Raw genomic sequence first — 15306 nt, 5'->3', positions numbered from 1 at the left:
TCGGAAATCTCAGTAAATGAATGTCCTTGTTTCCATAGTTCCCAGACTCGGCGGCGTTGGGTCTCCGGAAGTCCAGGCCGTCCTATTTTCGCCATAATCCACCTCTAACATAAGTTGACTAGGGGTGTTGCACTGACGGTTTGAGTCTAGAGCGGCTTTTTTTAGGAACTCATTTTCCATCCGCAACTCACGAACCTCAGCTTCTAACTCCGCTAGCCGCACCCGATCCGAGGGCTTCAGCTCCGGTTCGGGCTCTGGGTTTTGTTCCCGATACAGCTTCACCCAATTGCCCAGAGTGCCCTCATTGATCTGGAGTTCTTTGGCCACTTGCGCGATCGGCCGGTCGTTTTGCACGACCATCTGCACAGCCTCAGCTTTGAACTGCGCACTGAACTTCCGACGTGGTGATGTTGCCATAAATATGATCCTGTCTGATAATCAGCAACCTGTCCACATTCTTTGATACACCCCAAAAGCGCTCTTTTGACGCACTTGTCAAGGAGGGCTTTGAATGTGACTGAGCAGATGTTGGTAGGGGGCGGACACAGGAAGCGTGCATGGGCCTAGATTAGGGCAACAGTGAAGCGACGTTATTGCGATCTAACTAACGATCTAATTATGGGTAGGTTTCCACATCCCTAAGGTTGTCTGCAAGACCACTACGTTTGGTCCATCAGCGTCCCAGGCTTGCCGCAGGCTATCTTCCAGGCCCGCTGCGTCAGTTATAACAGCTGGTATTCTGAAAGATTCGGACAGTGCAACGAAATCTGGTCGAGCAAGTTCGGTCGCGGTAGCTTGACCGAAGGTGTCTTGCATATACTCGCGCAAGATCCCATACCCTCCATCGTCAACAATCAGCCAAGTCACAGGAGTGTTATGTTGTCGCGCGGCGGCCAGCTCAGCGATGGAATACATTGCGGAGCCGTCGCCTGAAACGGCAAGTACACGTTGACCCAGACCGATTGCGCCACCAAAAGCACTTGGAAAGCCGTACCCAATGCCTCCGGCGCCTTGGCCCGAGTGCATAGTGCCTGAGCGCGCGTCCCATACATTCCAGGCCCAGTAGCCGGCAATGGTCATATCCCAGTAGGTCAGTGCACCATCAGGGACGGCTGCACGAATGGCATCCATGACACCGATCTCATGCTTTAGATCTTGATCCTGCAAGCGCTGCTCAATGCGATGACGAACAGCTTCAACCAGTTGGCTTGAAGTCTGCCCATCCCAGCTGCTAGTGGCAATCGTCTCGGCGTTATCGAGTGTAGAGATGAGTTCCCCCAACGCTATACTTGCATCTGCGCGGATCCCTAGGCCGGGATAATTCGACTCCAACACCCGAACATGAGCATCTATCTGGATGAACCTGCCGCGGGGTTGCATGGTGAAATAATTTGAGCTCACTTCCCCAACAGACGTTCCAACCGCTAGAAGAACGTCTGCGTTTTCGAGAACTTCAGTTACATACCGATCCTCAATCCATCCACCAAGCGATAGTGGATGATCATAGGACAAAGCCGAATTTCCGCCGGGGGTACAGATAACTGGGGCATCCAGAATTTCAGCTAGTTGTTGCAAGTTATTCTGGGCAACGTCGCCAGAACGGCGCACACCCCCACCAGCGATAATGGCCGGGCGCTCGGCTTGCGATAGCATCTCGGCTGCACGAGCGACAGATCCCGGATGTGGCGTGAGGTGGGGAGCCTCTATTTGAAGAGTTCCGGGTGTCGGGAGTGACGTTTCATCGAGGAGCACGTCTTCTGGTATTTCTACCCATACTGGCCCTTGGGGGGCAGTCAGGGCGGTTCTCCAAGCGTCCTCAATCGCATATGGGATCGAGGAGGCTTTATGGATGGTTTCCTGTGACTTCGTCACGTTGCTGGCTGATGTTTTTTGGTCGTCGAGTTGGTGCAATAGGCCTTTGCGGCGCCCTCCAAGGCCTGTTTCGGGAATTTGCGAAGATATAATCAACATGGGCACTCCTGAAGCGTAAGCTTCCTGGATTCCTGCCAGTGCGGTCAGTGCCCCCGGGCCGGTCGAGACAAAGAGTATCCCTGGCTGATCGGTTGCTCGTGCGTATCCATCGGCTGCGAAAGCAGAGTTATTCTCTACACGGGAGGAAAAGAAGGTCAGATCGCTTCGCGTGAGTGCATCAAACAATCCGAGCGCGTGCTGTCCCGGGATCCCAAATACCGTTGTGGCACCCAAAGCAGATAAGGTCTCAACGACGAGGTCGCCACCGTTTTTCATAATATCTCCAGACTGTATTGGATCGTGTGTATTAGGCGTTCGCGCGCAGATCTGCCATGAGACTCAGCAAATCGTAGGATGCGTGGGCTGCTGCGATACCGGTAAGTTCGGCATGGTCGTATCCAGGTAGCACTTCAACGACGTCTGCGCCCACCAGGTTTAGGCCGCGTAGACCACGGAAAATCTCGAGCAGTTCGCGGCTGGTCATGCCGCCGGCTTCTGGCGTTCCAGTTCCCGGTGCATGGGCAGGGTCCAAAACATCGATATCTAACGAAATGTATAGTGGACTATTCCCGATGCGGTCACGCAACATTGACACCACTTCGCCAACTCCCTTATGAAAGATGTCCGCGCTGGAGACAATGCCGAAGCCGAATGCTTCGTCATCATCGAGGTCTTTCTTGCCGTACAGCGGTCCGCGGGTACCTACGTGGCATAATGCTGAAGAGTTGATGACGCCTTCTTCGGCTGCTCTACGGAACGGTGTTCCGTGGGTGTAGTCAGCTCCGAAATACGTGTCCCAAGTGTCTAAATGGGCGTCAAAATGCAGCAGTGCTACTGGTTCACCTGCGCGCTTTGATGCGGCTCGAAGTAATGGCAGAGCTATGGTGTGGTCTCCGCCAATGGTCAGCAGCGTGGCTCCATCTTCTGTCAGAGCAAGTGCATCTTCCTCTATTGAGGAGATGGCTTCTTTGATATTGAAGGGATTGAGAGCCATGTCGCCGGCGTCAGCAACTTGAACCTGGGCGAATGGTGAAGTAGAGGTACCAGGGTTGTATGGTCGAAGTAGTCGGGAAGACTGGCGAACATGCGAAGGGCCGAAGCGGGCCCCGGGGCGGTACGAAACGCCAGTGTCGAAAGGTGCGCCAATAATTTTAATATCAGCAGTGCGACCCTCGGTTTCTAAATCGCGTAACCGTGGGAGTAGAGCAAACGTCGGCTCGCCGCTATAGCGTGGAACCTTTGCGGAGTTGACTGGTCCAATGTTCCCATTTTCTACAACGCGTGGCGTTTCGAGCATTTTAATCTTCCTTTTCTAATGTTCTTAAATGGTTCATGTTATGTTTTGACTACCTCCTGTTAGGATCCACAGGACTTTTGCGTTCTTATCCGTTGGGTTGTACCAGCTATGAGGCTCTGACCCTGGAAGCGTGACTGTATCGCCTTCCTGTAAGAGAAATTCCCTAGCAGACGTTACTAGTACAAATTTTCCCTGGATAATGTGTATGGACTCCATGATGCAGTCCACAGTGTAGAGTTCTTCCTCACCGCGGCCACGGCCTTGAATAGTTGCGTGGATAATCTGCACCGCACGTTGAGTTGGCGGGGTGAGAAGTTTTTCGGATATCCCCTCACCTCCGAGGCTCACAGCAGGGGCATCATCCAACGCAATGAGCTGCGCTTCAGGAGTTTCAAGCATTTGACCTGGCGAAGTTCCTAGTACTTGGCAGATGGTTACGAGGCTGGAGACTGAAGGGCTAGTAAAATCTCGTTCCACACGAGAGAGGAAGCCTTTGGACAATCCAGCTGCGCTTGCCACCTGCTCTATCGTGAGTCGTCTTCGCTCTCTAATTGCGCGCAGGCGGCGTCCGAGTGCTTGTGGTTCTTGAACCGGCTCTATCGGCAGGGATTTCACATCAATACCTCTTCGACCGAGCTAATAAAGATTGTTCCAATGATCTGCTCAGAAAATTATTATAAGTTCTGTTTTCAGCTCAGTTTCGTGCATGTCAACTTTTGTTTAGTATAAGCATACAATATGTGAGGCACAACACTGAAACGGCAGTCTTTGATTCTGGAGCTGGGTGAGGTCTGCGTGTCATATCGAGGCGGGTTGCGGGTGGATTGACTCGGGCCAACGCTTGACGGATAGCTGGACTTCGGTAAAGAATTCTATCGCCTGAGGGCTTGCCAGGTGGGGCGAGTGCCCCACACGCTCTTTTCTGCCGACGGCGGGGGCCGTGGTTCGTAAAGCTATCACGACAAGGTGGGCGGCCTGGAAGAGCCTTAATCAATGTGTTGCACATCACTGGCATGAAATGTATGGTTAAGGACAACTTAAGTTTTCTTCTAGATAACATCGCTCTAATCCACGAACTATTGACTGAGGTAAAAATGACGTCATCAAAGCATGAGACCCGGGAAGGGACCCTGTGGGGTGCTCGTTTTTCAGCACAACCCTCAGACGCTTTAACGGCAATTTCCAGGTCCCCAGACCTTTACTTTGAACTTCTGCCACAAGATATTGCTGGCTCTCGTGCCCATGCTCTAGAACTTGAACGTCAAGATCTACTGACTTCAGAAGAATGCCAAAGACTGATCAAAACCCTGGATGAAATAGAGTCAGATTGGCAGGCAGGCTCGCTGGAGCGAGATGAATCTAGTGAGGATGTTCACGGTTTTCTTGAGCAAGAACTGATCCGAAGAGTAGGTACAGTCGGTGGGAAAATCCGCGCTGGGAGGTCGAGAAATGATCAAACAGCGAACGATCTTCGCCTCTTCATGCGTCAGAAGGTGCGGAGTCTGATACCGCTTTGTAGGGATCTTGCAATATCGCTGATTCAGCACGCGGAACAGCATGCTGAATCGCATGCTCTCGGGTTTACGCACTTACAAGCAGCGCAACCGATTACATTCGGGCACCAGCTTCTATCCCATGCTCAAGCGATTAAAAGAGACATTCGGCGTTTCGTTAATTGGGACATTGAGCACGCGACCAGTCCACTAGGAGCCGCTGCCTTGGCGGGTTCAGCGATTGCTACTAATCCCGAGCTGATCGCTCAAGATTTGGGATATGAGAGGTCGTATGACAATTCCATCGATGCCGTTGCTAGTCGAGACCACGTAGCTGAGTTTTTATTTGCATCTAGTCAGCTTATGATCAGTATTTCTAGATTGGCAGAAGAACAAATATATTGGGCCTCACCCCACTTAAGGTGGGTGGAACTCCACGATAGTCATGCGACAGGTAGCTCGATTATGCCTCAGAAAAAGAATCCAGATATCGCTGAATTGTCGAGGGGGAAGGCGGGTACCATCATGGGACTTCTAAGTGGTTTTATGGCGACGCAGAAGGCTTTGCCAACTGCATATAACCGTGATCTGTTCGAGGATAAAAGCGCGCTCCTTCACGCGATTCATACTCTAGAGCTGGTATTGCCAGCAATGGCAGGTTCGATTAGAACTATGCAGATCAATGAAGACGTGATGAAAGAACAGGCGACTATGGCGCATTCTCTCGCTACTGATATCGCGGACATGTTAGCTCTAAGTGGCGTACCGTTTCGCGAAGCACACGAGATTGTTGGTGAAACAGTCAGCTATTGCGATAAGCATGCTTTGGAGTTGACAGAACTTACCTCGGAACATCTTTCTGAAGTCGACAGCAGAATTACTCTGGAGCTCATTGAAGCTCTTGATGTTAGGAAGTCGCTCGATAAAAGGACAGGAAAAGGTTCCACGAAACCAAGCCGTGTTGTAGAGCAGGCAGAGGCACTCCGGGATTATCTTGACAGCCCGTCAGCAACACTTACTCCTCTTAAGGGGCGAGCTCTCGCGCCTTCACAGAATTCTTAGAGGCACCGTAGATGGATACACAAATATCGAGCACCAACAAACGCCACGCTGCTGCTTCTCAAAATAGGGTGGAAACAGCAGAGCTACCGAAGTCTTACAAGCCTCCATGGGGGCAGTGGCTCACCGCTGTAATCGCCATATTCTCGGTAGTGTTCTTGGTGGTTTCTTTCGCCGAAGGAGACGTCAACTGGAGCACGACTGGTGAGTACATATTTAGCAGTGAAATACTCGTCGGCTTGGTGAATACTGTTTGGATGACGATCGCGGCAATGGCCTTGACGATTAGTCTTGGCACTATATTGGCGATTATGAAGATTGCTGATAATAAAGTGTTACAAGGGATCAGCACCTTCTACATATGGATCTTTCGCGGCATTCCTCAACTTCTACAGCTGTATATATGGTATAATCTTGCGCTTGTTTTTTCGAATATCGGGATTCCGGGTCTGCTATCGGTAGAAACTCAGAGTTTTATGACTCCTGCTGTAGCAACTATTCTGGGCTTAGGACTTTGTCAAGCAGCCTATACAGCTGAGGTTGTTAGAGCTGGGATTCTTTCCGTTGATAAAGGCCAGATAGAAGCTGCTGCCACTATCGGTATGGCATATCCGCAACAACTGGCCCGGATTATCCTTCCACAGGCGATGAGAGTTATTATCCCGCCAGTTGGAAATTATTTCCTCACCATGGTGAAACTGACGTCCCTAGCAAGTGCTATTCAGTTTTCAGAGCTACTGTACAACGCGCAAACCATATATTTCGTCAATGGCCAAGTCATGGAACTTCTATTCGCCGCGGCTTTTTGGTACCTCATTGTGATTACGATTCTGACAGCTGTGCAATCGCGTATTGAGAAATACTTCTCACGCGGCTACGCGTAGGAATATCTGAGAAAGAATTTATTTTGCAGAACTCGAAAACTGTTTTAGAAGCCCATAACCTCACCAAAACATTTGGCGACTTCCAAGCCTTAAATAACGTCTCCTTAGACATTGAGGCCGGTGAAGTCGTTTGTATCATGGGTCCATCTGGCTCAGGAAAAAGTACATTGCTGAGATGCTTGAATCTTCTCGAGCGTCCAGAAAAAGGTGCCATTTGGGTCGATAATGAACTGATCGGCTATACCCCCAAACACGGAAAACTCATACCGCTTGGGAGCAAGAAGCTTGCCTCCCAACGGACAGCAATGGGGATGGTGTTTCAGCGGTTCAACCTATTTACTAACCGTACCGTGGTGGAAAACGTCATGGAGGGGCCAGTCCAAGTACTTAAGAGAGATAAAAAAGCCTCCTACCAACGAGCAATCGATTTGCTCAGCAAAGTTGGGCTAGAGGATCAGGCGAAGAAATATCCAAGTGCACTGTCGGGTGGCCAGCAACAAAGGGTTGCAATCGCTAGGGCACTGAGTATGGATCCGAAACTAATGCTCTTTGATGAGCCTACCTCTGCTCTCGACCCTGAGTTGGTTGGAGAAGTCCTTAAGGTAATGAAAAATCTCGCGCGTTCGGGTATGACGATGGTTGTTGTCACGCATGAGATCAATTTTGCACGAGAAGTATCAGACCGAATCGTGTTTATGGAAGACGGGGAAAAGCAGTTGGAAATGCCTACCTCGGAAGCAATGAATTCAGATCACCCTCGTTTCAAGAAATTCCTTGACGCGGTGCTATAAGGAGGAGAACACATGAAGTACAGGTCATTATCATTATTTGCAGGTGCTGTAACGAGTCTCATGTTGCTGTCAGCTTGTGGGGCTGGGGACGATGCTGACGGAGGAGAGGCTGCCAACGACTCTTCAGGGGAGCAGCTGACAGTTTCGACGGAGACCCAGTTTCCCCCGATGGGTTTTATTGAAGATGGTGAACTCGTTGGTTTCAATGTTGACCTAGGCGAAGCACTTGCCGATGAAATGGGTGTCGAAATCAAATGGAATGAAAGCGAATTCAGCCAATTCATAACCGATGTCACGACCGACCGTGCTGACCTTGTCCTGGCTGGGATGCTAGACAATGAAGAGCGCCAAGAAAGCGTCACCTTTGTCGATTTCCTTGAAACTGGCTTTCAATTTTTTACTACAGCCGAGATAGCTGAAGAACATGGAATCGAAGAGATTGAGGACTTCTGTGGTAAATCCGTGGCGGCCAGTCGGAACTCCACCTATGCAGAGGACATTAAGGAATGGAGCGATGAGAATTGCGGCGACGAAGAGATCTCGGTCTTAGATACTGACGGATCTCCGGATGCGCAATTACAACTAAAGCAAGGACGAGTAGAGGGGGTAATGCAGACCAGCGAAACTATCTCATACATGTCCTCCCAGGATGAAGAAATACAACCAATTGGTGAACCGATTACGTCATCCTATTACGGCATGTTTGTCGATAAGGACGATGAAGAACTAGCGAACCGTCTTGCTGACGCCCTGGAGAACCTCATCGCTGATGGAACCTACCAAGAAGTCGCTGAAAACTGGGGTCTCAGCAACGAGCTGGTTGATGAAGTTACTATCAATCTCGAGAGTCGCTAGATTGCCAAGAAATCCGTAGCGCTACGAGTGTATAACTTTAGAAATGAGAAGAGAGTTGTATGAGTGGGTCAGCCGTAAATCAGGACCACTTAAATGAGCTAGCGGAATTTATAGAGAACGTTAGTTTTCAAAATATTCCACCGTCTTTATCAAGAAAGATTCATCTGCATATTGTTGATACATTGACTGTTGCTCTTCTTGGGGCTGAAACAGATCTGAGTATAAAGTGTCAAGAGACATTTCCTACTCACAACTCTCGGCTCAATGGCGTTAGTAGTCCACTTTGGGGAACCGACAGGTGGGCTGATCCGGCAATAAGTGCCTTTAACAATGCTATTCGGTCACATGTTCTGGAGCTAGATGACTCGCACGGGTGTGACCACTCAGGTGCTGTTGTGGTGCCAGCAGTTATGTCCGTCGCTGCTCAGGTCCAGGAACTACCGAGTCTGAATGACCTCGTGGCAGCAGTGGTTGTTGGGTATGAGGTCGCCCGACGCACGCAAACTGCTTTAGGCGGTTACAAAGCGCTGAATGATAGAGGATGGCATTCGACTGCAGTCTGTGGTCCTTTTGGTGCCGCAGCAGCAGCCAGTCACGTCATGAGGTTGCCCAAAAAGCAGATTGCAAGCGCTTTGTCTCTGACTACATCTAAAGCGGCTGGAACCTGGGCATATTCTTCGGGAGGTGGGGATGCAAAGGCGCTGCACGCTGGTTTAGCGTCGAAAAATGGTGTCGAAGCAGCACTATTAGCAAAACATGGTGTGGAGGGATCTGCGGACGTCTTTAGAGACGTCTGGGGCGGGTTCCTCAAGATGTACAGTGGCACCCAAGATGATGCTCATCATCTCACACGAAAGCTTGGAGAGGACTGGTTAGCAAGAAATTCAAGAATTAAACTCTACTCTTCGTGCGCGAGCGTTCATCCGGTTCTGGAAGCACTTGAAAAGTTCAGAAAGCAACGACCAGATATCTTCGAAGGCGGGCTGCCTAAAGTAGAGGTATTTGTGAGTGAATCTGTTAGCCGGATGTGCGGATCGAATGTATTTGACGCCCTGAGCAGTCGAACAGCAAGACAACTGAGTCTGCCATATTCCCTTGCCCTGGTTATCCTCAAAGGCCAGCCTGAACTACAGGATTACTTGGACCCTAAAACAAAACCAGAAGTCATGAAAGACATCCTTAGACAGATAACTGTCGTCCCTGACCAGATAAACACAGACCCAAGCGGTCACGGAACCGTCATCATTCACTCTCATGGTGAGCAGCACACGGTGCACACTACGACTGAATATGATACTTCAGTTGTAGAGGATGCTGAACCACTTCTCTTGCAGAAGTTATCGTGGATTGGTAGTTATCTTAATGACGAAGACCGTGTAGCCAAACTAACAAGCCTGATCCTTAACCCTGAAGACTCTATGACCTTCCTAGACGAGGCGTTTTCTTTACTACACGTCGACAAGTAAGTTTATGACCCGACACTTACGAATTTGATTCCGCATATAATTGGCTCAATTTGTTCTGATTCTTTGAGGCAGTCATGAGCCGACTTGGCAGAGACATTCGGAATATTTTTACAAAAATTAGAGAGCAATTGAAGCCAAGGGAGTATTAGCAAATACTTAGCTCTAAGGGTTCTACGAATTCTAGTAGAACCCTGCCCAGGAAGGCGCTTCTAAAGATCCCACAGGTTTGAATCGTTCAGTAGAGCAGACTAGCTAAGTTCGGCTGCGAGAAGGGGAGAGTAGGCATATGGTGGATTCGCGTTCGCCTGACGATGCTGAGCTACCAAAAAAACTCTTTACATCAGAATTTGTTTTAGCTCTCCTCGTGAACAGTGTGCTCGCGTGTATATTTTATGTACTCGTTTCAGCTGTATCACTATATGCTGTAGAAGAGTTTCATGTGGGTGAAGCTGCAGCAGGTTTTGCATCTTCAGCATTCGTTGTAGGTTCTCTATTGGCTAGAGTATTTGCTCAGCAGCTGCTCGCAGCTGTGAATGGCAAAAAGATTTTAGTTGTCTGCTTATGCATATACATACTATGCTCTCTTTTGTATATTTTGACGCAGGATCTCTGGAGTTTTGTGTCAATACGTGTGCTCCATGGCATCGGTTTTGGGTTTGCGTCGTCAGCACTTAGTACGCATATTTTCTCACGAGTGCCGCAGGCGAAACGTGCTAGAGCGGCTGGTTATTATTCGATGGCCTATGCGGTTTTCCCCGCGGTCGGACCAATAATAAGCTTGTATCTTATTCGCTCCGTTAGCTACGATGCTGTTTTTATCTTTTGTGCAGTATTCACGCTGCTTGCACTTATAGCGGCGTTAAACATCCGTTTCCCGAATAAATCGCAGCGTGCTGTTTCCGCAGCATCCTTTTTCAGGGCACTGAGATTTCGAGACTTTTATGAACCAAAAGTACTTGCCGTTTCAGTCATTGTTTTTATTGCTGGAGCATCAAACTCCGGAATCCTCACTTTCCTCCCGTTAATATCCGTTGCTGAGGGCGCAGAAAATATGGTTGCATTTTATTTTGTGGCCTATTCGATCGGTGCCGTTTCTTCTCGGGTTATTTTTGGCTGGGTACAGGATAAATTTGGTGATAATGTTGCCGCTGTCCCAGCGCTGTTGCTATTTGCGGCTGCGCTTCTGATCTTAGCGTTAGGGGACCTTCAAATAATACCTGTTGCCGGTATTTTCTCTGGTCTCGGTTTCGGTTCGCTTTTTCCTATAATGCAAGCAATTACCGTCTCTCTCGTGCCTGTACGTCAGCTCACGAGTGCGCTATCAACTTACTACATTATGATGGACCTCGGTTTGTCTATTGGTCCAGTTTTATTCGGTATAGTTTATCAATATCTTGGTTCGTCTTTTATGTTTTTAGCTATTTTATCTGCTATCTGTTTTGCTATTGTGCTTTACTTGTTGACGCATGCTCGGAATCAACAGAAAGGATAAAAAGAAACATTTCGCGGTTTGGTACCTGGCAATAGCGTTGCTAAAATGTGCCATTCTTTTTGTAAATCTTGTTTATTATTGATCTCCCTAGCCGGGCACCCAGGTCCCCGGTGGTCGCCATCACGGAGTGAGTTGAACCGTCTCCTGTCCCGAGCGTCTTGATGTAGCTAGTTATCTCAGGGCAGCAACGCCCTTTGTATGGGGTTTGATTCAGCTCATTCCAGTTAGAGATGGGCTTACAGCAACTAAACTGAGTGCTGGATCACATTTTCTAGTCCACTAACAAACAACTTAGGAGGAACGTTGACTCATTCCGCCACGTTCAAGACTATTAACCCAGCCACTGGGGAAGTTCTCAAGGAATACCCTGGTATCTCCGACGATGATGTTGACACCATTGCGAAGACATCACGTGACGCGTTTGATGTTTGGCGCAAACTGAGCATTGCAGAGCGTGCCGAAAAGGTTGCCAAGCTGGCAGATCTGTTTGAAACAAACGTTGAAGAACTCGCTGCGGTCATGACTCAAGAGATGGGTAAACCACTTGCTGAAGCTCGTGAGGAAACCGAATTCTCTGCTGAGATCTTTCGATACTACGCGGATAACGGTGAACATCTCGCGGCTGATCAGCAGGTCAGCGAAGACGATGACACGATCTCTTCCATTCAGCGTCGTCCGGTGGGTCCGCTGTTGGGGATTATGCCGTGGAACTTCCCGTATTATCAGATCGCACGTTTTGTCGCACCGAACCTGGTGCTGGGGAACACTATTGTCCTAAAGCATGCCGAGTCCTGCCCGCAATCGGCGCTGGCTATGCAGCGTATGATGGACGACGCCGGCATCCCGGAAGGTGTTTACCAGAACATTTTTGCTAGCCACGAGCAGATCTCGGCATTTATTGCCCACCCACTCGTTCAGGGTGTCTCATTGACTGGCTCTGAACGCGCCGGTGCTGCGATTGCCGAACAAGCCGGTAAACACCTTAAGAAGGCTGTCTTAGAGTTGGGCGGCTCTGATCCGTATGTCATTCTGTCTACCGACGATGTGAAAGCGGCTGCCGAGCAAGCCTTTGCCGTGCGGATGGAAAACACCGGTCAGGCATGTAACTCGAATAAGCGCATCATCGTCATGGACGACATTTATGACGATTTCGTTAAAGAAATGACGTACCTGGCTTCCGGGCTCAAGCCAGCCAACCCAGCCGACGAGGCAGATAGCGCGTATTCACCACTGTCCTCCGAGCAAGCAGTTGAAACCGTGATGCAGCAGCTGGAGATGGCCAAAGACGCTGGGGCAACCATTCATACCGGTGGTCAACGCGAAGAGGTGCCGGGCTTTTTTGTGCAGCCAACGGTCATCACCGATATCCCGCAGGGTTCCGATGTGTACTACGAAGAGTTCTTCGGCCCGGTGATCAATATCTTCAAAGCAGAGTCCGACAACGATGCCCTGCAGCTAGCCAACGACACCCAGTACGGTCTCGGTTCTGCCGTATTTGCAACCGACCAAGAACGCGCCCAGATTTTTGCTGAACAACTCGAAGCCGGCATGGTCGGGGCCAACACCTCACCGGAAGAATCCGCAGAAGTCCCCTTCGGTGGCGTGAAACGCTCTGGCTACGGCCGAGAGCTCGGCCCCGTCGGCATGGACGAATTCGTTAACAAACGTCTCATGACCGTCAAAAAATAAATACTACCTGGAGACGGTGAACAACCGCTAGTGAAACCCAACAAACATTTGTGAGTTTCACTAGCGGTTGTTTTACTGATCCACATTTAATTTGATCTCATAGGCTCATCGAGTCATTGCCGTGCACTGGGGGCGGCTGGGTGGCTAGTGTCGACCGGTGCCTCGGGGTTGACGTGGAGTGGGCAGTGTTTGAATATTTGCAGTACTGGAGGCCACTCATGGTGCCAGGTAGGGCCACCGGCTAATTTAGTCGCTGGGTTTGTTCGGAGCCAGTGGTGGTAGTGTTCAGAGCCACTTCTAACTCCGGTTTTGGCGGGTAGAAGTCGGCCACCAGAGCGCTGAACATTCGGCCACTGACGTAGTGTTTCCGGTGGAAGAGGCGGTCGGTGACGGTAGCGGTCAGTGCTCCGTTACTGAATATGGTGACCCAGCGGAATATTCCCAGGTGATGGTGATTAACCACGTGACTGAGCCGTACGTGACGATGGGCGACGACTTCGAACAGCGGGTCGGTCTCCTGCTGAATGAGCCCGACGACGCGAGCCATGGGGTAGTGGACTAACATTTTTAGCGCGTCGATACGACTCAGTCTCCACCGCGAGTTGCATCAACTTTCAAAAAGGATTGGCGAAAGAGTCTGGGTCCTGGGTGCACGCCGATTCAACTCCATCATGGGCGCAGACCGTGCACAACACGACTTGGGAGAAACTTTTAGCTAGAATATGCCCAGATATACTGCAAATTTTCACGACTCATTTCGGGTGGTGAGCGTCAGTGGCTCTCGTACACCCCATCACTGGCTCTCATCGGGACCATCACCGGCCCTGGTTGGCACCAATCCATGGCTCTCAACAAGCCGACTCTTCTATGATTGTCAACCGTCGTGCATGGCTATTGCTGAGGCATTGAGGGTTTTGAAAACTCGGCGGGCGATGAAGCGTTTCAGACAGCGTCGGATTTCTCGGTTTGTTTTGTGTTCTGCTTGGCGTTTTTCAACATAGGCTCGGGTCTCAGCGTCATGTTCCATTTTACTGACCGCGACCATATGGAGGGCGCTGTTCAAAGCACGGTCTCCGCCGCGGTTCAGCCGATGTCTGACCGTGTTCCCAGACGATGCTGGAATGGGGTTGACTCCCGCTAATGAAGCAAATTCTTCCTCGGTGCTCACACGGCCGTGGTGGGACCAAGCGGTCAAACACTTGGCAGCACTAATGGCAGCAAAACCCTTCTCTTGCAACAGCGGTGCAGCTTCGCTGACCTTGACCAGTTCTTGAAGTTGTTGGTCATTGTCAGCCAGCTGCTGGTCGAGTTCTAGCACCTGTTTTGACAGGCGGACTGCTTCAGCCCGAGCGATCGATAACGACAGTTCTTCGTTGCGTGTCCGCCATTTTGAGATCTCAATAATTTGGGCTCGACTCACTCCACCTCGAGCGTCCAGACCTAGCTCGTTGTTGCGAATCAAAGCGGTCAGCGCGTTGACTGATCGGGTGCGGTCTTTGGTCATGGATTGCCGTGCAGTCACCAGGATCTGGATGGCTTGGCGAACACCGTCGTTGAGGCGTGGCCGGCGCAGTTTCTCCACGGGCAGCGGCAGCGCTGCTGCAGCAATGCGGTGAGCATCGAGAGGATCGGATTTGCCTACACCGTAGCGTTGCTTGGCATCCATCCGTGGTGCTTCGGCCACCGGATAGCCGTGCGAGGCCACAGTGCCGGTCAGGATGGCACCATAGGATGCAGCACCTTCAATGACCCACAGCGTGTCGGCATCGCCCTCGCTGCGCCGAGCAACCCAGTTGATGGCGCGGTTGATGCCAGCTGTGGTGGTGGGAAAGTCGTTGGTATCGACCACAACTCCTGTGGCGGCAGTCAGGATCGTGTAGACGTGTTTGCGGGCGTGGGTGTCAACACCCACGACAAATGGATGATTATCAGCGACAATAGACATAGCGGTCGTTGTGCCTTTCCAATGTGATGGACATGGACAGTCGGCCGTCAATGGGCCGGTACCAGTCCGGGATGCAAAATCACATCGGAACAATACTGTGATGAGTCACGCCGTCGTTTACGGTGGACAATCTTCTGATCAAGCTACCGAGGTGGACCGAAAAGGTACCGGCCGACCACCCCATATGAATGGACAAGTCGGCTTAAAGACACCCAAGGGGTCAGTATATTCATGAGTCACATTCATGAGGAGGAACGGCCGGTACCAATCCTGCCTGTGAGACTTAGTAGTAGCTGGTCTGGGACTAGCTGGCAGTATGGATGTCGGCCGTTGCTACCACCGGACGTGACTCGTATCCTGCTTG

The 15306-nt window shown here is 50.5% G+C and carries 13 protein-coding genes and 1 pseudogene; 7 read left to right on the top strand and 7 right to left on the bottom strand.

Annotation, left to right across the window (positions count from 1 at the left end; translation table 11 throughout):
- The 5 genes and pseudogenes from ACYVJT_RS14420 to ACYVJT_RS14400 all read right to left on the bottom strand — a co-directional run.
- The coding region (locus tag ACYVJT_RS14420) for a hypothetical protein (RefSeq protein WP_499418510.1) at positions 1–95 on the bottom strand (95 nt) is incomplete at its 3' end.
- 88 nt (positions 96–183) lie between these two features.
- Positions 184–417 (bottom strand): annotated as a pseudogene (locus ACYVJT_RS14415) (transposase); the annotation flags it as partial.
- Between the two features lie 195 nt (positions 418–612).
- Positions 613–2247, bottom strand: a complete 1635-nt coding sequence (locus tag ACYVJT_RS14410) for a thiamine pyrophosphate-binding protein (protein WP_343960022.1) — start codon at positions 2245–2247, stop codon at positions 613–615.
- A 31-nt stretch (positions 2248–2278) separates the two neighbouring features.
- A complete protein-coding gene (gene speB, locus ACYVJT_RS14405; RefSeq protein WP_343960020.1) occupies positions 2279–3268 on the bottom strand; it encodes an agmatinase in 990 nt (329 codons plus the stop codon).
- Between the two features lie 33 nt (positions 3269–3301).
- The gene (locus ACYVJT_RS14400) at positions 3302–3883 is read right to left on the bottom strand and encodes a helix-turn-helix domain-containing protein (RefSeq protein ID WP_343960017.1); all 582 of its coding nucleotides are present in this window, start codon (positions 3881–3883) and stop codon (positions 3302–3304) included.
- Positions 3884–4263: 380 nt separating this feature from the next.
- On the opposite strand from ACYVJT_RS14400, the gene argH reads away from it, so the two are divergent.
- The 7 genes from argH (at position 4264) to ACYVJT_RS14365 (ending at position 12997) form a co-directional block, all read left to right on the top strand.
- On the top strand, positions 4264–5823 hold the full coding sequence (gene argH, locus ACYVJT_RS14395) for an argininosuccinate lyase (RefSeq protein ID WP_343960014.1): 1560 nt from the start codon (positions 4264–4266) through the stop codon (positions 5821–5823).
- Between the two features lie 11 nt (positions 5824–5834).
- A complete protein-coding gene (locus ACYVJT_RS14390) occupies positions 5835–6704 on the top strand; it encodes an amino acid ABC transporter permease (RefSeq protein WP_343960012.1) in 870 nt (289 codons plus the stop codon).
- Positions 6705–6727: 23 nt separating this feature from the next.
- The gene (locus ACYVJT_RS14385) at positions 6728–7495 is read left to right on the top strand and encodes an amino acid ABC transporter ATP-binding protein (RefSeq protein WP_343960010.1); all 768 of its coding nucleotides are present in this window, start codon (positions 6728–6730) and stop codon (positions 7493–7495) included.
- A gap of 12 nt (positions 7496–7507) precedes the next feature.
- Complete coding sequence (locus tag ACYVJT_RS14380) at positions 7508–8350, top strand: transporter substrate-binding domain-containing protein (protein WP_343960008.1); 843 nt, start codon at positions 7508–7510, stop codon at positions 8348–8350.
- A gap of 59 nt (positions 8351–8409) precedes the next feature.
- A complete protein-coding gene (locus ACYVJT_RS14375) occupies positions 8410–9816 on the top strand; it encodes an MmgE/PrpD family protein (RefSeq protein ID WP_343960006.1) in 1407 nt (468 codons plus the stop codon).
- Between the two features lie 286 nt (positions 9817–10102).
- Positions 10103–11308 carry an MFS transporter gene (locus ACYVJT_RS14370; RefSeq protein ID WP_343960003.1) on the top strand — a complete coding sequence of 402 codons (1206 nt, stop codon included), beginning with the start codon at positions 10103–10105 and terminating at the stop codon, positions 11306–11308.
- A 303-nt stretch (positions 11309–11611) separates the two neighbouring features.
- Entirely contained in the window at positions 11612–12997 is a 1386-nt protein-coding gene (locus tag ACYVJT_RS14365) for an NAD-dependent succinate-semialdehyde dehydrogenase (protein ID WP_343960001.1), read from the top strand.
- A 241-nt stretch (positions 12998–13238) separates the two neighbouring features.
- On the opposite strand, the gene ACYVJT_RS14360 is transcribed toward ACYVJT_RS14365, so the two are convergent.
- Entirely contained in the window at positions 13239–13544 is a 306-nt protein-coding gene (locus ACYVJT_RS14360; RefSeq protein ID WP_343959999.1) for a hypothetical protein, read from the bottom strand.
- Positions 13545–13871: 327 nt separating this feature from the next.
- Positions 13872–14942: an IS110 family RNA-guided transposase gene (locus tag ACYVJT_RS14355; protein WP_499418507.1), complete on the bottom strand. Its 1071-nt coding sequence runs from the start codon at positions 14940–14942 to the stop codon at positions 13872–13874.
- Positions 14943–15306: the final 364 nt, after the last annotated feature.

It is taken from the genome of Yaniella soli (genome assembly GCF_054782375.1).
This window is presented reverse-complemented; position numbering and strand designations above follow the sequence as displayed.

Bases quoted from the DNA above. Each gene is read 5' to 3' on its own strand.
- ACYVJT_RS14375 (WP_343960006.1), top strand. From the start codon at position 8,410: ATGAGTGGGTCAGCCGTAAATCAGGACCACTTAAATGAGCTAGCGGAA.
- ACYVJT_RS14370 (WP_343960003.1), top strand. From the start codon at position 10,103: ATGGTGGATTCGCGTTCGCCTGACGATGCTGAGCTACCAAAAAAACTC.
- ACYVJT_RS14410 (WP_343960022.1), bottom strand. From the start codon at position 2,247: ATGAAAAACGGTGGCGACCTCGTCGTTGAGACCTTATCTGCTTTGGGT.
- ACYVJT_RS14360 (WP_343959999.1), bottom strand. From the start codon at position 13,544: ATGGCTCGCGTCGTCGGGCTCATTCAGCAGGAGACCGACCCGCTGTTC.
- speB (WP_343960020.1), bottom strand. From the start codon at position 3,268: ATGCTCGAAACGCCACGCGTTGTAGAAAATGGGAACATTGGACCAGTC.
- ACYVJT_RS14390 (WP_343960012.1), top strand. From the start codon at position 5,835: ATGGATACACAAATATCGAGCACCAACAAACGCCACGCTGCTGCTTCT.
- ACYVJT_RS14355 (WP_499418507.1), bottom strand. From the start codon at position 14,942: ATGTCTATTGTCGCTGATAATCATCCATTTGTCGTGGGTGTTGACACC.
- ACYVJT_RS14380 (WP_343960008.1), top strand. From the start codon at position 7,508: ATGAAGTACAGGTCATTATCATTATTTGCAGGTGCTGTAACGAGTCTC.